Raw genomic sequence first — 19,278 nt, forward strand, 5'->3', positions numbered from 1 at the left:
GATATGAAAAAATTATTTATATTATTTACAGCACTTATTGCTTTTGGTAGCTGTAAAAAGTCTTCAGATCCAGTTTTTGAACAGAAACCTGAAGAGAGATTAAAAGAATCGATTACTGAAGTAAGAGCCAAATTATTAAGTTCGCCAAGTGGTTGGATTGCAACATTGCCAACTTTCGCCGGTGGCGGTTATGGTTTTTACATGTCTTTCGATGAGGCTGAAAATGTTAAAATGATGGGAGATTTAAATAATACATCTATCGTAACACCAGCTACATCAACATATAGGTTAAAAACCGTTTTAGGTACCGAGTTGATTTTTGATACCTTTAACTACATTTCATTATTGGTAGACCCTGTACCTTCTGTATTTGGTGGTGCTGCTGCTACTGGTTACAAAAGTGACATAGAATTTGTGCATAACAGATCAACCGCTGATAGTTTATTTTTTACAGGTAAAAAGTACGGACAGCCGTTGGTAATGGTTAAAGCAACTGCTGCACAAAAAGCGCTTTATGAGGCTGGCGATTATAAAACGGCAATTGATAAATTTAAAGCTTTTTTTAGCAATACCAGAAATCCTTATATTGAGTATACCTCTGGTAATGCTACGCTTAGAGCAGGCATGTCTTTAGATTTTAATAACACACTTGCAACTGGTAAAAGAGTTAATTTTACAGGTGTTTTGGCTGATGGAGTTAGCACAGCAGCAGGTACAGCCAAGTTTGCATTAAAATTAGATGGAGCAGATTTATTAGGTGGTGGCTTGGTTTTTAACGGAATTACTTTTGTAAAGATTTTATGGAAAGATGCTACTACTTTGGCAGTTTATGATAAAACGGGTAAAGAGTATATCATTAAAAGTAATCCGACACCACTTACCCCATTAAATTTATTGTTAAAATATAATGGCACTTACAGAAGGATTTCTGTGGGTTCTTCATTGCCAACTGGCGTAAACTCTAAGTTTAATGCTATTTATCAAGCTTTGGCAACAAGGTTGGCTGCTGTAACTAGTGGAGGGGCAAGAACTATTGTTTCTATTTCATTTACACTTACAAATTCTACCACAGCTACACTATCTATTAGTCCAAGAAATGCTACAACCACATTTGTTGCAAATGCAACATTTAATTATACCATTAATAACGATGTAATTACCTTAAGTAATCCAGCATACGATGGTAACTGGACCGCGAGAGGAACAGAATATGATGGGGTTAGAGATTTCTTTTTAAGTGGTCCGTTCAAAATAGATTGGGTAACATCAACAGATCCTGCAAATGCCTTAACTATGGGCGGCTTATATCGCGTAGCAGACCCAACATCCTATTTTTATGGTGGTTTAACTTTTTAAAAAGAACTCCATAAATAAAAAAACCTTCACCGTTAAAGTGAGGGTTTTTTTATGACACAAATTTTAAAACTCTCCTTAAATTTTATCATTACCTTTGTGTTAATGTTTAAGAAAATTCTATTTATCTTATTTATTTTGGTAGCTACCACCGCAGTAGCGCCAGAGGTAAAAGCACAATGTTCTATGTGTACCATTAGTGCAGAGCAAGGCACAAAAAATGGCAATACACAAAGTAAGGGCTTAAATTCGGGTATCATCTATCTTTTGGCAATTCCTTATCTATTAATTACTGGCATTGGCGTGTTGTGGTATAGAAATTACCGTAAAAAGGCATCATCATTAACTGCCAATAGTTAGTACCATTCTATATATTGTCATACTATGCAGAAAACATCTAAATTGTATGCAATTGTAAAAGGTAAATGTCCGCACTGTAGAAGAGGAGATATTTTTACCGGCAATACTTACGGTTTTAATATTCAGCGTACCAATAACAAATGTGGGCACTGTAACCAAAGGTTTGAGATAGAACCGGGCTACTTTTATGCCGCAATGTATGTGAGTTATGCTATGAATATGATTGAAATGATCAGCATGGGTTTTGTAACATATTATTTATCTGGCGGAAGATTAGATTTCGACTCTGTTTGGCTGTATGTTGGCGTTATATTTTTAACCTCATTGTTGTTATCGCCTTTTAATTATCGATATTCACGCATCATTTTATTGCATTTATTGTCTCCAAAAATTAAATATAATGCAGCTTATGATAAAATAGCTTCCAGTTAGCAATTTTTAATAAAACAATACGCCATGTTAAAAAAAGAAACCATCAATTTTTTAAATCTCGTTGCGGCAAATAACAATAGAGAATGGTTTGCCGCAAATAAACATTTATATGAAGAAGCAAAGGCAGATTTGTTTCCTTTCATCGCAAAGCTGATTAAAGAACTTTCTGCAATTGACCCTCAATACTCATCAGATACTGAGCCCAAAAAAGCATTAATGCGTATTTACAGAGATGTTCGGTTTAGTAAAAATAAAGATCCTTACAAAAAAAATTACGGAATTGCTTTTGATGTAAAGGGTTATGGTCCAAATACGCCAAGTTATTATTTACACATACAACCGGGCAACTGTTTTTTTGGGGTAGGTTTTTGGCAACCAGAAGCAGCAGTACTTAAAAAAATTAGAGAAGAGATAGATTATAGTACGGATGAGTTTTTGGAAATTGTAAACGATACAAAGTTTAAACAAACTTATAAACTTAGTGAAGAAGATAAACTTAAAAAAGCACCAAAGGGATATGAAATTGACCATCCGCAAATAGAATTTTTAAAGTTAAAAAGCTTTATAGCTACTTTTCCGATAGCTGATTCTGAATTTTTAAAACCAACAATAGTTGATAAGTTGATAACTGCATTTGTTACCATACAACCATTTGTGCTATTTTTGAGAAAAGCTACCGATGCCAATGTGGATTAATCTAAAATCGATTAAAAATATTAGCAAGCTTTATTCGTTACTCAATTAATAAAAACCAATAAACTTTAACAAGCCATACATGAAAAACCTCTTCATTGCCTTTACAGTTTTCTTATTTGCTGCATCAATTAGTTCTTGCGTAATTTTATCTCCCAAAAAATATAAAGCATTATTGGCCAAACAAGATTCATTAAACACAGGGTGGAATGAATCTCAGTTAAACAATGAAAGTTTAGAAACAAGAATAGCTCGTTTAAGAACAGACACTGCAAACTTAAATAGTCAATTAGTTGATTTGAGAGAGAAATATGAAACAATGGACGCGAATTACGCCAAATTGAGAAGTAATAGTTCTACAGAAATTAACAAATTATCTGAAGATTTAAAGAAACGAGAACAACGTTTAAATGAGGTTGAAGAGATTTTGAGGAAAAGAGATGCGGCAACCAATCAGCTTAAAGCCAAATTGCAAGATGCTTTATTGGGCTTTACCAAAAACGGATTAACAGTTGAAATTAAAAACGGAAAGGTATATGTTTCACTTACCGATAAATTGCTTTTCCCATCAGGTAGTATTATTATTGATGAAAAAGGAAAACAGGCTTTAACGCAGTTGGCGACTGTTTTAAAACAACAACCAGAAATAAATATTGCGGTAGAAGGGCATACAGATTCTCAAAAAATAAACAATTTGGGGCAAATCAAGGATAATTGGGATTTGAGTGTTTTACGTTCTACATCAGTGGTTCGTTTTTTAACTGATGAACAAAAAGTAGAAAGTGTAAGAATGACAGCTACAGGTAAAGGACAGTTTCAGCCATTAGGCGAAAATACTAGCGTCGAAGGAAGAAGCAAAAACCGTAGAATTGAAATTGTACTTTCACCTAAATTAGATGAATTATACGATTTGATAAAGCAATAAGCACATCGTTATTCACAAATTACGAAGCAATCAAAAACGATATCTTAACGTATGTTTATCGTAAAATTGCTTCGTAATATATAATGTCAGGAAATCAAAAAGGGCTTTTAAGTGTTTTAAAATCACCCAAAAGCAGATCTTTTTCTGATAATAAAAACTCATTTTCACTTACTGTTTCAGACCAGTTGATGTTCAAATCAGGGTCATTCCACATGATGCCTATTTCAGAGTTTTTATCGTAATAGTTGGTTACTTTATAGGTAAATATGGTGTTGTTTTCTAAAGTAACAAAGCCATGTAAAAAACCAGGGGGCATCCAAAGTTGCTTATGGTTTTTGCCTGTTAATTCTATAGTAAAATGCTGACCATAAGTTTTAGAGTTTTTTCTAATATCAACAGCAACATCTAAAACCGCACCTTGTATAACTCTAACTAATTTGCCTTGTGCAAAAGGTGGCGCTTGTGCATGTAAGCCGCGTAAGGTGCCTTTTTGAGAAAATGACTGGTTATCTTGCACAAATTTTGCATGTATGTTAGCGTTCTCAAAGGCTTTATCACTGTAGCTTTCGTAAAAATATCCTCGGCTATCTTCCCAAACTTTTGGCTCGATAACTAAAAGTCCTTCAATTGGAGTTTCTATAATATTCATTAGTCAATAAATTCCATCAATGTTCTAAAAGTAACTAATCTGTTTTCAAATTTGCTTTGTAAATCTGCTTGTAATTTTGGAGCAAAGTTTTGCTGGTAATCATTATATGCAGTTAAATTTTCAGCAACATATTGTATGCAATAAGTAACACCTTCATTCGGAGAATCTAAAACTTTTAACATGCGATTAGAAACAAATTTATCAGTAGCCATAACTTCTGGCATGTGTGTTTCTCTCATCCATTGCAGCCATTCATCAGCAGCTGCTTCTTCTATAATAACAGTAACGTTGTATAATAACATGCCACAAAGATAAATTTATTTTTTTAAGCCTTTAACGTTTAAATGCCCAAACTGTCTCCTCTAATATTTCTGAATCTTTTGCGAGCTTCTGCATTAAACATACTTCCCGGAAAGTCTGTCATTAATTTTTGATATAGATTTTTGGCTTCTTCTGTATTGTTTAATTTTTTCTCCATCAAATCGGCCAAAGTAAATAAGGCATCATCTATCCAAATACTTTCAGGGTGATTGGCAATAATTTCCTTTAACATTTTAGTGCCCATTTCAATTTCACTTAACTTAAGGTAAATTTTAGATTTTGCCATTAAAATATCATCTGCTAAACTATTGTTTGGATGTACGATATTTATACTATCTAATTTTGTTAAAGCTTGTTTAGATAAGTTCATGAATTGTTGCATCTCGGCATCTGCATACATTTTAAGAGCTAAGCTATCATTTGTGTTTTGTAAATTGTCTGAAATTAGAAGGCTCAAATTAATAGCATCATTTGCGATGAGCTGCGTTGTTGCCGCTTTAAGTACATCTGCTTGAGATTTAGCATATTCAAAGTTGCCTTGATAAAATGATAATTTTGCAGATTTAAATTTGGCCTCATTGCCAATTGCTTGGTTTTCGAATTGTTTGGCAACCTGCTCATAGGTTAATATTGCTTCCCAAGGTTGTTTAGTCAATATATAGATGTCTCCTAGCTCTAGTTTAATTTGTCCGATATCATTTGGTGAAATTTGGGGCACCAACAAAGCTTGCTCTAAAGTTAATTCCGCTTTTTTTAAATCGTTAAGATGATATGCTTTTAAGTAAGCAAGTTTTCTTAAAGCAAAAAGGGTCTGTCTATTCTTTCCATATTGTGTTAAAATAGCCTCGTAATCATTAGCTAGTTGCTCAATTTGCTGTTGTTCAAATTTTCCAGAGATAGCCAACTCATATTTTACATTAACCAATTGAGCTTTAGAAGGTAAAAATAATTCGTTATCCTCACCTTTAGTTAAAATATACTCGTATGCTTTTATAGCGGTTGGATATGCCTTGTTTGCTACAAAAATATTGGCAGTATTATATAAAGAATTGCCATCACCCTTGGTGCGTTTATCTTGTGCAATTAGTTGCCTTAAAGCCATTTCATATTCTTGCTGCTGTATAAATTGCCATGTCAATAGTTCATTATACACTTCAATTTCGGGGGTTTTTTGTATTTTTTTTAGCAAAGCTGATTGTAGTAATAGATAATCATTTTTGTCTTCAAAAATAGAAGCAAAAACATTTTGAGCCTGTGGTAAAAGTATCGGTTCATCTGCTAATGCGTTAATGTATTCCTGTATTAAGGCTTGTTTATCTTTTCTAAATCTATAAATACTCAGTAACTCGTAAACGAACATTTTTTCATCATCGAAAAGTTTTCTGGCTTGCAAAAAAACCAAGATGGCCTTATCGTAAGCTTCAATTCTGTAAAAATTATTGGCAAGTTCTCTAAACGTGTTTTCGTCTTTTGGCGTGCTGTTAATTGCTTCTAGAAAAATTTTATCAGCTTCTGCAGTTCGTCCGTTTTCTTGGTACACTCTGCCTAAGGCAATGGCATAGTTTTGTTTCTGCGGGTATTGTTTAATAAGCTTTTTAAGCATGCTTTCGGCTTCAGTGTATTTTTTTATTTTAATGAGGGAAGTAAAATACAAATCAAAGTAAGCGTCGTTTTTAGTATTGTTAAAGAGCTTTTCTAGCAATACAACAGCCTTTTCGTAATCTGCTTGTTGATAGTATTGATATGCCAAAGCTTCATCAACATTATTTTGTGCATATACTGTAATGCTGCATGTTAAAAAAAATATGATAAAAATTAATTTATTCATTACGTTTAAAAAATGTTTTTGGCTTAATCTCATCCTAAAGCTATTGCTTTATTAGTTACTAAAATAACGAAAATTTATTGAGCGTATTCTAATTGTTACGGATTATGTGTTTTGAAATATTCACAATGTAGCTACATTGAGCATTGCAAGTAATTTTGGTTAAGTAACAATATTAATGATTACTTACTTTGCCAAATAGGGTTGCTTATTTTTGCATAGAAAATGACAGTTAAGAAAATATATCTTTGGTTGGTGCTTTTGGCCTTCTTTTTTGCTTGTAACTCAAGTGATAAGGTTGCTATTATTCCTGTAAACGATTTTTTTAAATCGCAGGATAAGGCAAGCTATCGCATTTCTCCAGATGGTAAAAGCCTGTCGTACTTAAAGTTGCAGGATAAAAAACAAAATCTTTTTGTAGAAGACATTGCAACAGGCAAATTAGTGCAGCTTACTAAACTTCAAGAAAAAAACATCAGTTTTCACTCATGGGTAAGTGACAATGAATTGATTTACTACAAAGAAAAAGAAGGCGTACGCTTTCAGTCTGATATTTTTATCATCAATAAAGAGGGTAAAGATGAACGCCAGTTAAGTACAAATGCAAAGGCTCGGATTAGAGTTTTAGAAGATCAGTTAATAGAAAATAAATATCTGTTGGTATTATCAAATCAACGAGATTCTACAGTTTCTGATGTATATCGTTTAAATGTTAGAGATGGCGAGATGCAAATTGTTGCCCAAAATCCAGGTAACATTACCAATTGGATGACTGATAACAAAGGTAAACTAAGAATGGCTATTTCAAGCGATGGTGTTAATCAAACGTTTTTATATCGCGAAAGTGAAAACCAAAAATTTAAATCTATTATCACTAATAATTTTAAAACTACTTTGTTTCCAGTAGCTTTTTCAGAAAATAAGCCAAACATTGTTTACGCCGTATCTGATGTAAACAGAGATAAAAGTGCATTAATTGAGCTAGATTGTATTACAGGTAAAGAAAAAAGTGTGTTATTTGCCAGTGATACTTTAAACGTTGTTGATGCTCAATATTCGCGAAGAAAGGGTAAGATGGAATATGTGGTTGGTGAAACTTGGAAAAAGGAAAAGCACTATTTAGATGATACTGCAAGGGTATTTTATGAAAAATTGGATAAGCTTTTACCTAAAACAGAATATCGAGTAATAGATAGGGATAAAAATGAAAATGTTTTTATCATTAGAACATTTACAGATCGAAATCCGGGTTCGTATTATTTATATATCGCAGCCTCTGGTAAACTCAAAAAACTATCTGATATTAATTCGGCTATAAAAGAAGATCAGATGTGTGAGATGAAGCCAATTAGTTACACGTCTAGAGATGGATTAAAAATTAATGGTTATTTAACACTACCACTTTATAAAGAGGCTAAAAATTTACCATTAATTGTGTTACCACATAGTGGCCCAGGACAAAGAAATACGTGGGGATATAATGCTGAAGTGCAGTTTTTTGCAAACAGAGGTTATGCGGTCATGCAAATTAATTACCGAGGATCTGCTGGCTATGGTAAAAACTTTTATGCTGCTGGTTTTAAGCAGTGGGGCGGTAAAATACAAGATGATATTGATGATGGTGTGAGATGGCTAATTAATGAAAATATTGCAAACCCAAAAAAGATAGCTATTTATGGCAGTGGTTTTGGTGGATACATCGCTATAAGCGCTGCAATAAAAAGTCCGCAATTATACAAATGTGCAGCGTCTAACTCTGGTGTATTAAATTTATTTAGTTATTTAAATTCCATTCCACCATATTTTAAATCTAATTTGCAGATGTTTTATGAAATTGTTGGTAATCCAATAACTGAGGCTGATTACATGAGCCAAGTTTCGCCATTATTTCATGCCGATAAAATTAATATTCCTATTTTTATTACACAAAATAATAAAGACCCACGCATTAATGCTAATGATGCACTTAGGTTGGTAAAAGAACTTAAAAAGCGAAATGTACCCGTAACTTATTTCGAAAAGGAAGATTCGCATTTTGTAAGTAAACGTGAGGAAAGCAGGCAAAAAGTTTATTCAGCTTTAGTACAATTTTTGGATAGTAATTTGAAAAAGAAATAACCTGATCAATTATAATGGTATCAGAAAAAGACAGTGGTTACCGTAAAAATTTCTTGCTAATTGCAACCTTTATTGGCTTAATTTCTGCCATATTTATTCTTTCACTTTTTTTAGCTTATAAATTTAGCCGAAAGAATATCGAAAATGATTTTGTATCGGCCAAAGCCAATGTGTTAGAAGAAAGTATTAAGCCATACAATGATTTTTTTCTGAATAAGCTTCCCGAAATTTCTTTTTATAACGGTTATTTAGATTCTGCCACAGCTTCTAAATTTGTTGATACAATTTTGATCCAATATCCATTTATTACTAAAGTTGTGTTTTATGATACTGAGGTAAAAAACGAAAATTACTTTGATGATGGCATAAACCTTGGAAACTTTTCTGTTGGAATGAAGCGGGTTTACCAATTTAATAGTGTTGGCAAAGGAAAAGCAAGAAAAATTGTTGGTGTAAACCAAGATAAAAGCAACACGACGCTAGAAAATTTTAATACGGTAACTTTTAAATTAATCAATTTTGTTCAAAAATTAGACACTACTGTTGTTCCAACTCAGGAAGAGCTATTTAGTAATTTTACCAATATCCAGGCCAATAGGATTGATTATTTTAACATTCCAAGTTTTGAAATTTTAAAAAACTACAAAAAAATGGTGATGAATAAGTTGGAGGATGAACCTGTATATCAGCAAGATATGCTTTCTTTTCAGCTAGATCCAAATCTGATTAAAATCAATAACACAAGGCCGTTATTATATCAAAGCGTTAAAGTTGTTCCTATTACTTATGATCCGATAGATGCTTCATCAGAATATGTTACTGGCGAAATTACATTAGGGGGCCCGTTTTCTGACTATAAGCTATTTTTCATGTCGTCTAGATCTTTTATTAAAAATGAAGTATTTAGCTATTTTCTGCCAATAGCCGCTTTACTTTTGTTTTTTTATGGATTGTTAATGTTAGTAGGCTTTCTAATTTATAGAAACTTAAATATCAATCATAAAATGTTTAAGCTACAGTATGATTTTATTACCAATTTAACACATGAGTTTAAAACGCCGGTAAGTGTAATTAAAATTGCAGGTAATAACATAAAGAGTGCCGCAAGTCTGTCGTCTAAAGAACAACAAATGTATGGCCGGATTTTAGATGAAGAGGCTGATAAGTTAAATGGCTTAATGAATAAATTGCTTGCCTTTACTCAAATTGAAAACAAAGCAATTACTTTAAATCAAGATGAAATTAATATTGAAGATTTTATTGAAAGCACAATTGAAGCGCATACTTTAAAACATCCTGATTTTAATTTTACCTATGAGATTTCTGGGTTTAAAACATTTGTAACAGATCCGGTGTTGCTAGGTAGTCTATTTGATAACTTGGCCGAAAACGCTTATAAATATTCGCCTGTTGATCATAAAAAACTACATATTACTGCCAGATTGATTAAAGATAGAGTTGTGTTAAGGTTTAAAGATGGTGGAATAGGTATTCCGTCATCAGAAATTAATAATATCTTTAAAAAGTTTTATCGTGTACAAAATCGGTATAACCAAAACGGGAGCGTAGGTTTAGGTTTGGCTTTCTGTAAGGAACTTGTTAACTTTATGAACGGCGAAATTTCGGTGAAAAGTGTGGTAGATAAAGGAACGGAATTTAAAATTGTATTACCTTATAATAATTGAAATGTTGTAGTGTTTTAACGTTGTAATGTTGCTTGCCAACTTTCCAACTTTTCAACTTTCCAACCTTAAAACAATAAAAATATGTCTAAAGGAATTAAAATACTAATAGTTGAAGATGATGAAAATTTACGTTTTTTAGTAGTTCATCGTTTGCAAGCAGAAGCATATGAAGTGCTTGAGAATAGTGATGGTACAACTGCCGTAGATACCATTCTAAATGAAAAACCAGACATCGTTTTACTAGATTGGATGTTGCCAGGTAAAGAAGGCGCTGAAGTGTGCGAAGAAGTTCGTAAAAAAGGTTATGAAGGGTTAATTATCATGATGACAGCCAAAGCGCAAGATGTAGATAAAATCGATGCTTATAATTTTGGTGCATCAGATTACGTAACTAAACCATTTAATATGGACGTTTTGGTAGCTATGTTAGATAGTAAAGTGAAGTTTTTGCTAAACAACGATCGTTCAGAAATTCATCGTTTTGGCAATATGGAACATCATCCAAACATTCATACTTTGTTTCGTGATGGCAAGAAAATTGAATTAACAATTCTGGAGAATAGAATATTGTTGTACTTTTTGCGTAATCCAAATAAGGTTATTAATCGTGATGAATTGATGTTGGTAGTTTGGGGTTACAATTCTGATGTGAATACCCGTACGCTAGACATGCATATTGTACGTTTGCGTAAAAAGATAGAGCTAAATCCAGATAATCCGCAATTGTTGCAAACAGTTAGAGGTATTGGCTATCGTTTTAATGCTGGATAGTAAATTGATTGAATTTTGAATGATTGAAGTTTTGGATTTTGGTATTCAATAATTCAATCCATTTCGCATTCTAAATTATTTTAGCAATGCTAAAATTGCTAAAATAATAAACTGCAAAATCATCATCCCATCTAAAAAAAAGAAATAATAATATTCGTTTCTTTTTAGGTTAGATTTAAAGATAAGCCAGCCTGTTAACAAAAGTGTTAAGGCTAAACCTAAAACATCAAGATTAAACTCTTTGGTGAAAAGAATTAAAAGAATAAAACAGATTACTAATAAAGCTTGGCAAAAAATCCAAGCTTTTTTTTCGCCCAAAATTACCGGTATAGTTTTAAGTTCATACAATTTATCCTGATATAAATCTCTAATATCAAATGGTATGGTGATGGCGCAAATGAATAAAAATCGCTTAGCGATTAACAGCAAAGTGGCACCTAAAGTAATAGAAAAGCTTAAATTACTTTCAATTTGTACTATTGGCAAAAGTACGCAGCTCATAGACCAAACAAATGCAATTAAAAATAATTTAATACCTGGTAAATTTCTAAGCCCGATTTTTTTTTCATTTAATGTTAGGAAGGGGAAGTTGTAGGCCAGTGCAATTAAACCCACAAACGCCATCAAAATTTGAGATTGAATGCTCAAATACCATAAGCCCAACGGGATGATACATAAAACAGCTACTAAAGTAATTGATATAATGAGCCGATGATGTTCAAAAATCCATCTCACTCTTTTAAAAGGTGATTGATCTGGGTTTTTCGGCTTTGCTAATAACATGCTTAAATTGTAGATCAACAAAGTTGAACAGAACAAGAGCATTAAAACATATTTATCTGGCGGAAGTTGAAGTAGGTGATAGGTAACCAGACCTTGTGCTACAGCGCACAATGCAATAAATAAATTGCTAAAAAGCAGAAAATCTAATATGGCAAAAAATACCTTTTTAATCATAAAATGATACAATGTTAGCATTTTGCATGATGGAATGATGAAGCTTATCGCAAATATCAATCAATAAAAAAACAGTCACTCAAAATTCTGTTAAGCCTTGCTCAAGGTAAATATCGTGATTTCTGGCAAAATACCAACTCTACCTGGATAGCCTAAAAATCCATATCCCACATTAACATATAACTGCTGATTTTGTTCGTGATATAAACCTGCCCATTCTTTATAAATGTATTGAACAGGGCTCCATTGTATTTCTTTTAGCTTCACTCCAAATTGCATACCGTGGGTGTGGCCACTAAACATCGCGTCAATATCTTTGTATTTTTGCAAAACTTCTCCTCGCCAATGCGATGGATCATGTGAGAGTAATAACTTTATAGGCAAGTCTTCAGTATTTTGGTGAGCTAATTCCATTTTACCGTACTTAGGGAAACGACCCATACCCCAATTTTCTATTCCTAAAATGCCAATTTCTTCTCCATCAACTTTTAAGCGTCGGTTTTCATTCATTAACAAATTCCAACCCATGTTTTTATGAGTTGTAAACATATCCTGTAAATTCTTGATCTTAGCAGGAGAACTTTCTTGTCCAAAATGATAATCACCATAATCATGATTACCCAAAGTCGAAAAAACACCTAGCGGTGCTTTCACTTTCGAGAAAATATCTTGATAATCTCTCATTTCGTTGGTTAAATTATTAACCAAATCGCCTGTAAAAAATACAAAATCAGGTTTCTCTGCCAAAAGCATATCAATACCGCCTTTAACTGCGGTTTTGTTGTAAAAACTACCAGAGTGCACATCAGATATTTGCGCCATGGTAATGCCATCAAATGCTTTTGGTAAGTTGGGCAAAACCAATTTTACTCGGTTAACTCTATAATCATAAGCACCAGAAACAATACCCCAACTTAATGATGTTAAAGGAACAGCAGCGGCTACCAAGCCTGCTTTTACTAAAAATGCTGAGCGACTAATTTTATCGGCTGTAATTTCTTCTTTAGCGAGCTCAATCTCTTTCTTTTTAGGTTTAAATAATTTCAGTAACAATCTCCTTAAATCATCTACCAACAAAAATGGAAGCAACATTAATTTGCATACCAATGTTAAAAAGAATGATACCAGGATAATAGATTTTAAAGATAGAAATAACGAATTTTTAAAATATACAGAACCAAAAACACCTATAATTAATAATATAGTATAGCCCCAATAAGAAATTTTAAACCATTTTTTAGTATTTGGTTTCCAATTTTTAAAAACTGATGAAATTGCCCTAAAACAATAAAAATCTAGAACTAATAGAATTAATGTGATGATAGATAACGTAATGAACTGAGACATTTAAAAGTTTTATAGCTTTAGATTAAAAATTTTAATAAAGTTACGATTCATAGTTTTACAACTAATTTTTAACTTGTTACCTAAAATCTTCATCTTCCTCATCATCTAAATCTACATTAAACAAGCTATCAAACATATCTGCGAAACCAAAACCACCATTAATGTAGTTTTTACTTACCTGAGAATATTCTGCCAAACCATGCAATACAAATTCCATCAATAATAAGGTTTGATTTTCGCTTAATTTTGGATGGAATTTTTTAACCAAATCATATAAACCATCAACTGCTTTTAGCTCTTTGGTATACTTTGCTAAATCTTGGTCATCAGCAACAGCAATAGTGTTGCCTTCGGTAAACCATTCGGTAATTTTGGTATAAGGATTAGCATTTTTACTTTTCTTAGCTCTTTCCGGATCTGGAAAATAACGTGCGAATAAACTTTTAATCGCTTTGCCAATTAGGGTATGGGCAACTTTTGCTGGTCCTTCTAACTCACCTTCATAAACTAATTCTATTTTACCAGTTACTGCCGGAATTATTCCACTTAAATCTGATAACCTAACAAAAGTATTTTTTTCATTGTTGATTAGCATTCTTCGCTCTGCGTTGCTAATCAGATTTTCATAGGCAGAAATGGTTAAACGTGCTGAAACTCCAGATTTTTGATCTATAAATTCACTTTTACGAGCTTCGAAAGCAATTTGCTCTACTAGGTCTTTTACCAAACCATCAGCTTCAATTAACGTACGTTGCTCTTCTGTAAGTTTCGCTTCCTGAAAAGTAATTTTTCTAGAAATTTCTATCGTTTTAGGATAGTGCGTTAAAATCTGACTTTCAATTCTGTCTTTTAATGGCGTTACAATGCTACCACGATTGGTGTAATCTTCAGGGTTTGCCGTAAATACGAACTGAATATCAAGAGGCAAACGTAATTTAAAACCACGAATTTGAATATCTTTTTCTTGTAGCATATTAAATAATGCCACTTGTATACGAGCTTGTAAATCTGGCAATTCGTTAATTACAAAAATGCTACGGTGTGCTCTTGGTATCAAACCAAAATGGATTACACGTTCATCATTATAAGTTAACTTTAAAGTTGCGGCTTTTATTGGGTCAACATCACCAATTAAATCGGCTACGGTAACATCTGGCGTAGCTAACTTTTCGGTATAGCGTTCGCTGCGGTGTTGCCATAAAATTGGAGTATCATCACCTTTGGTAGCAATTTCATTTTTAGCAAACCACGAGATTGGATTCAATGGGTCATCAAAAATTTCACTTCCAGCAACGTAAGGAATATATTCATCTAATAAATTAACCAGTAAACGGGCAATTCTTGTTTTTGCTTGGCCACGTAAACCTAGCAACAAAATGTTATGTCGTGATAAAATTGCAGTCTGTAGTTCTGGAATTACGGTTTCTTCATAACCTAAAATCCCTTCAAAGCCTTCTTCTTTAGCTTTTAACTGAGCGATTAGATTTTTTCTTAATTCGTCTTTAACGCTTAATGAAATATAGTTGCTGGCTTTTAATTCGCCTAATGTTTTTGCTTGCATATTTTTTATTTAGTCGGGAAGTCAGTAAAGTCAGTAAGTCCGAAGTTTGGAAGCCTAATAATGTGTCATATCTTTCCGTCTTTCGGACCAATAACTTTCGGACTTCAATTTTAATTTCCCCTAAAAGTTTTTCTTCTATTTTTAATGTAATCTTCAAAAATGTATTCGCCTAAGCCGGTTAATGAGCTATAAAAAGCTCTACCACAGTTAACTTGTGTAAACTGACGAACAAATTGTTGTAAATATGGGTCTTGAGCAATCATGAAGGTGGTAATTGGAATATTTAATCGCTTGCATTGTGCAGCCATATTCATTGTTTTACCAATTACTTTTCTATCTAAACCCATGCTATTTTTATAATATCTACCATTCTCTTTAAGGCAAGTTGGCTTACCATCGGTAATCATAAAAATTTGCTTATTATGTGTTTTTCTTCTTCTTAGTAAATCTGTTGCGAGTTCTAATCCTGCTAAGGTATTAGTGTGGTAAGGGCCAACTTGTAAGTAAGGTAAATCTTTAATGGTTATTGGCCAAGCATCGTTACCAAAAACAACAATGTCTAGGGTATCTTTCGGATATTTCGTCTTAATCAGCTCTGCTAAAGCCATTGCAGTTTTTTTGGCTGGAGTAATTCTGTCTTCACCATACAAAATCATCGAGTGCGAAATATCAATCATCAACACTGTTGAAGTTAAGGTTTTATAATCTTTTTCTTCTACTTCTAAATCCCGATCTGTTAATGTAAAATCTCCAATACCATGGTTTATTTGTGCATTTTGGATAGAAGCTGTCATGTCTATTTGATCCAGACTATCGCCAAAAGAATATTCCCTTCTGTCAGCATTTTTCTCCTCACCAATTCCAGAAATGTTGCTGTTGTGGTTTCCCTTTCCGGCTTTCTTCAGTTTACCAAAAATTTCTTCTAAAGCAGATTTTCTGATGGTTTGTTCGGTTTTAGCAGTTATTTTTTGTTCACCATTTTCTTCTTTTAGATAACCTTTTTCCTTCAAATCGTCAATAAAATCACCCATCCCATAATCGTTATTGGTAAATTTATATTGCTTATCTAGCTCATTCATCCAAGCTAAAGTTTCACCAGCATCACCCGCGGTGTAGTTTAGCAATTCGGTAAAAAGCTTTAACAGTTCGTCGAAACCACCTTTTGGTAAATCGCTGGGTAAAAATTTAGAAAACTCGAAACCTCTCATGTGCTTGTATAAACGAATTATCGAAGGTAAAAGTTTAGCAACTTAGTATTTTAAGCGTGGTGTCATATTTAAGGGAGTTGAAAGACTAAAGCTGAAAGTTACAACTGCCAACTGTAAACTGAAAATTGCTAACTTAATTTGGGCGTTTCCCAAGCTGCGCAAGGGTCGGGCTTTGCAGGGCTACGCTTCGCTTCGGTGCCGTGAAAAACGGCACAAACCCTTACAATCCCTAACGCAAGCACTAATTTCATTATGCAGAGATTAAGCGAGTTCTAGTTTCGCTGTTGGCAGCAAAAAATAAAGCCGCTTTAATATGTTCTTCTTGTAATTTCGGAAAATCGTGAACTATATCTTCAGATGACATACCAGAAGCCAGCCAACTTAAAATATCTTGAACAGTAATTCTTGTGCCTTTTATGCAAGGTTTACCAAAATGCACATTTGGATCAATATTTATATATTTTATGAAATTTTCCATGGTCAAGAGTTTATAATAAGTTAAGAAAAATACATGTAAAAATTTCTAATTAAAAACCTCATCACCATAAGTTGGATTTGCGCCATGTTGCGATGCTACAAAAGAACCTACTTTGCAAGCTCTATCTAAAACTGCATCCATCGGATAACCATTTAGGTAACTTGCTACAAAAGTTGCCAAAAATGAATCGCCTGCACCTACAGTATCGGCTACTTTAATAGCGTAGCCTTTGTGATGATGGAAAAATTCATCATGTAAAACATAAGCACCTTTTTCGCCAACAGTTAAACAGATAATTTGGATGTCGAAAGTCAAGCTTAATTGTTTTACTAACTGCTCATCTGTATTACCCGATAAATTAAGCTCGTTTTTTAAATAGACCAACTCATGCTCATTCACTTTTAAAATATCTGCAGCAGAAAGCAGCAGTTTCAAAGTTGCTAGCGTATAAAATGGTTCTCGTAGGTTTATATCAAAAACTTTTAATTTGGCGTGGTTTAATAATTTCAGAATTGTGTTTTTGCTTGTTTCATTTCTGCAGGTTAATGAACAATAAACCAAAGCATCGGCATCTTTAACCGTATCAATAATTTCATCGCTAAGTTCAATCGCATCCCAAGCAACTGGTTCTACAATGGTATAAGTTGCCTGTTGTTGTTCATCAAGTTTAACTTCAACTGTACTTGTAGGCAAGTTGTTAACCTGAATTAAGGTTGTAGGGAAATCATTAGATGCCAAAAAATCAATTAATTCCTTTCCATTATTATCATCGCCTATGGCACTAATAAATTTACTGTTTATACCTTGTTTATGTAAATTTAAGGCAACATTCATAGATGAGCCACCCGCTTTTTTGCCTTCTGGGAAAACATCCCATAAAATTTCGCCAATAGAAACTACTGTTTTTTGCATCTTACTTTTGATTTGGTACCATTAATTTATATTTTTTGCTAAAATAAATTAATGAGAATATGGTTAACAACCCTCCAACAACAGATAAAATCATCACACTGTTCGAAAAAAATGCAACCCAATTCAGTTGAATTTTAAAAATCTCTTTACTTAATAACACACCTATGCTGCCAACATAACCAAAAGAATCGGCGATGTAAATTAAAAACCCAACATTACTGGCGTATTTAAATGTAGAAATTAAACGATCGAAAAATACAGCGTTAAAAGGAATGTAAACCATGTAAAGGCCTAGGCCAACTAAAGTCATCCACCATATTGGGCTTAGTGCATTTGTTTTAAAAAGTAGAGTAGATGTACCTGCCAAAATGAAACCAATAAAAATAAAGTAATGTGCAGTTTTTAAGGCTAAAAAGTTGTTTTTAATTAAAACCATGCTGCCAATTAATATTAAAACAATAAGGGTTATTGGCGTTTCTGTTTTTGCAAATATAGCTGGCTGATTATAATAACCCATTTCTTTCCACATCTCGGCGCCGAAATTGTCTCTTATATCTCTAAAAATGGTAGCAAAGCAGTAGATAATTACACATGCAATTAGGCCGCCTAAAAAGTCTGTAATGAATTTTTGCCTATCTAATTTAGTCATGGGGATACGTTCTGCTCTAAATTTTATATCATCTTCTATTGGAGCAGGTATTTTTTCCATTAAGTAGATAAATAAAACTAAGGGTAACGAAAAAACTAAACCGGTGTAAAATGGAACCCAAAACTCTGTTATGCCGAATGTTACCATTAGCCAAGCGCCAACAGATTTTACAAAGCCCGAAGCAAAAATGAAACTAACTGCCAAAGTTGCACCAATAAAATCGGTACTTCTGCGCCCTTCTACATAAGAAAATACTACTCCCCAAAGCATACCCAAAGGGAAACCGTTTATAAACAAAAAAATGATATTATATGGTAAAGGAACAATAGCAAAAAACAGCCAACTTAGCCAAGCAATTGAGGTTAAGACTATGATGATTTTCCCTCTTCCTGTTCTTTTTAGTTCTGAAATAAATTTGATGCCATAAAATTTAGCCAGTAAATACCCCAACATTTGACTGATTACCAAGATTGTTTTATAACTGTAACCTGCAATGGTTAAGCCATCAAATGTGGCAACAGTAAAGGATTTTCTGAAGCCGAAAATCATGGTGTAGGCTAAAAAAACAACTACCGCTGCATAAAGTCCGGTTTTAATTTGCTGCTTGTTTGTATTAACCATTTTTGAATATAGGCTAATTTTTTAGAAAAGCAATGTCAGTTTGTTTCTATAAATGTTGGTGAGGACGCCAACATGAGAAAACTCCAGCGTTGGCGTCCCGCCAACGTTTAATTTAATTCGATATTTTGCAGTCAATGCTATTCAACATTTGTAATGTTGAATTATTATATTTTTAATTCAATTTGTGGTGTACTTAGGATCAGAGATCTTTCGATACGGCTTCGGAGTTATAAACTCCGAAGAGCTGTGTTTAAAATCTTTTCTGCAGATGTTAGCGAGGACGCCAAGATGAAAAAGCTCATACGTTGGCGTCTCCGCCAACGTTTAATTTAATTCGATATTTTACAGTCAATGCTATTCAACATTTGTAATGTCGAATTATTATTTTCCAATTCAATTTGTAGTTACTTAGG

At 33.2% G+C, this 19,278-nt stretch carries 18 protein-coding genes; 8 read left to right on the forward strand and 10 right to left on the reverse strand.

Annotated features, from left to right (window positions below; all coding sequences use genetic code 11):
• Nucleotides 1–3 precede the first annotated feature (3 nt).
• The 5 genes from AC07XU_RS06870 (at nt 4) to AC07XU_RS06890 (ending at nt 3,763) form a co-directional block, all read left to right on the forward strand.
• Nucleotides 4–1,356, forward strand: coding sequence for a DUF4302 domain-containing protein (locus AC07XU_RS06870; protein ID WP_494942879.1), 1,353 nt, complete (start codon nt 4–6; stop codon nt 1,354–1,356).
• Between the two features lie 51 nt (nt 1,357–1,407).
• Entirely contained in the window at nt 1,408–1,713 is a 306-nt protein-coding gene (locus AC07XU_RS06875; RefSeq protein ID WP_494942880.1) for a hypothetical protein, read from the forward strand.
• 24 nt (nt 1,714–1,737) lie between these two features.
• Entirely contained in the window at nt 1,738–2,145 is a 408-nt protein-coding gene (locus AC07XU_RS06880; protein WP_494942881.1) for a DUF983 domain-containing protein, read from the forward strand.
• 24 nt (nt 2,146–2,169) lie between these two features.
• Nucleotides 2,170–2,841 (forward strand): DUF2461 domain-containing protein, encoded by a 672-nt coding sequence (locus AC07XU_RS06885; RefSeq protein WP_494942882.1) that lies wholly within the window; start codon nt 2,170–2,172, stop codon nt 2,839–2,841.
• A 79-nt stretch (nt 2,842–2,920) separates the two neighbouring features.
• Entirely contained in the window at nt 2,921–3,763 is an 843-nt protein-coding gene (locus AC07XU_RS06890; RefSeq protein WP_494942883.1) for an OmpA/MotB family protein, read from the forward strand.
• Nucleotides 3,764–3,857: 94 nt separating this feature from the next.
• On the opposite strand, the gene rfbC is transcribed toward AC07XU_RS06890, so the two are convergent.
• The 3 genes from rfbC to AC07XU_RS06905 are packed head-to-tail and all read right to left on the reverse strand — an operon-like array spanning nt 3,858 to nt 6,561.
• Entirely contained in the window at nt 3,858–4,412 is a 555-nt protein-coding gene (rfbC, locus tag AC07XU_RS06895; protein WP_494942884.1) for a dTDP-4-dehydrorhamnose 3,5-epimerase, read from the reverse strand.
• Nucleotides 4,412–4,714: a DUF4286 family protein gene (locus AC07XU_RS06900; RefSeq protein WP_494942885.1), complete on the reverse strand. Its 303-nt coding sequence runs from the start codon at nt 4,712–4,714 to the stop codon at nt 4,412–4,414. The genes rfbC and AC07XU_RS06900 overlap by 1 nt, the downstream gene beginning before the upstream one ends.
• Nucleotides 4,715–4,752: 38 nt before the next feature.
• Nucleotides 4,753–6,561 carry a tetratricopeptide repeat protein gene (locus tag AC07XU_RS06905; RefSeq protein WP_494942886.1) on the reverse strand — a complete coding sequence of 603 codons (1,809 nt, stop codon included), beginning with the start codon at nt 6,559–6,561 and terminating at the stop codon, nt 4,753–4,755.
• A gap of 222 nt (nt 6,562–6,783) precedes the next feature.
• On the opposite strand from AC07XU_RS06905, the gene AC07XU_RS06910 reads away from it, so the two are divergent.
• From AC07XU_RS06910 to AC07XU_RS06920, 3 genes are all read left to right on the forward strand, one after another.
• Nucleotides 6,784–8,676, forward strand: coding sequence for a S9 family peptidase (locus AC07XU_RS06910; protein ID WP_494942887.1), 1,893 nt, complete (start codon nt 6,784–6,786; stop codon nt 8,674–8,676).
• A 14-nt stretch (nt 8,677–8,690) separates the two neighbouring features.
• Complete coding sequence (locus AC07XU_RS06915; RefSeq protein WP_494942888.1) at nt 8,691–10,361, forward strand: sensor histidine kinase; 1,671 nt, start codon at nt 8,691–8,693, stop codon at nt 10,359–10,361.
• An 81-nt stretch (nt 10,362–10,442) separates the two neighbouring features.
• Nucleotides 10,443–11,132 (forward strand): response regulator transcription factor, encoded by a 690-nt coding sequence (locus AC07XU_RS06920; RefSeq protein WP_494942889.1) that lies wholly within the window; start codon nt 10,443–10,445, stop codon nt 11,130–11,132.
• 75 nt (nt 11,133–11,207) lie between these two features.
• On the opposite strand, the gene AC07XU_RS06925 is transcribed toward AC07XU_RS06920, so the two are convergent.
• The 7 genes from AC07XU_RS06925 to AC07XU_RS06955 form a co-directional block, all read right to left on the reverse strand.
• Complete coding sequence (locus AC07XU_RS06925) at nt 11,208–12,089, reverse strand: UbiA prenyltransferase family protein (protein ID WP_494942890.1); 882 nt, start codon at nt 12,087–12,089, stop codon at nt 11,208–11,210.
• A 90-nt stretch (nt 12,090–12,179) separates the two neighbouring features.
• Nucleotides 12,180–13,436, reverse strand: a complete 1,257-nt coding sequence (locus AC07XU_RS06930) for a metallophosphoesterase (RefSeq protein WP_494942891.1) — start codon at nt 13,434–13,436, stop codon at nt 12,180–12,182.
• Between the two features lie 76 nt (nt 13,437–13,512).
• Nucleotides 13,513–14,997, reverse strand: coding sequence for a P-loop NTPase family protein (locus AC07XU_RS06935; protein WP_494942892.1), 1,485 nt, complete (start codon nt 14,995–14,997; stop codon nt 13,513–13,515).
• A gap of 110 nt (nt 14,998–15,107) precedes the next feature.
• Nucleotides 15,108–16,205 carry a vWA domain-containing protein gene (locus AC07XU_RS06940; protein ID WP_494942893.1) on the reverse strand — a complete coding sequence of 366 codons (1,098 nt, stop codon included), beginning with the start codon at nt 16,203–16,205 and terminating at the stop codon, nt 15,108–15,110.
• A 250-nt stretch (nt 16,206–16,455) separates the two neighbouring features.
• Entirely contained in the window at nt 16,456–16,683 is a 228-nt protein-coding gene (locus AC07XU_RS06945) for a DUF433 domain-containing protein (protein WP_494942894.1), read from the reverse strand.
• 45 nt (nt 16,684–16,728) lie between these two features.
• The gene (locus AC07XU_RS06950; protein WP_494942895.1) at nt 16,729–17,595 is read right to left on the reverse strand and encodes a carbohydrate kinase family protein; all 867 of its coding nucleotides are present in this window, start codon (nt 17,593–17,595) and stop codon (nt 16,729–16,731) included.
• A 1-nt stretch (nt 17,596) separates the two neighbouring features.
• Complete coding sequence (locus AC07XU_RS06955; RefSeq protein WP_494942896.1) at nt 17,597–18,865, reverse strand: DUF5690 family protein; 1,269 nt, start codon at nt 18,863–18,865, stop codon at nt 17,597–17,599.
• Between the last annotated feature and the right edge of the window lie 413 nt (nt 18,866–19,278).

It is taken from the genome of Pedobacter sp. GW456-11-11-14-TSB4 (assembly GCF_059424425.1).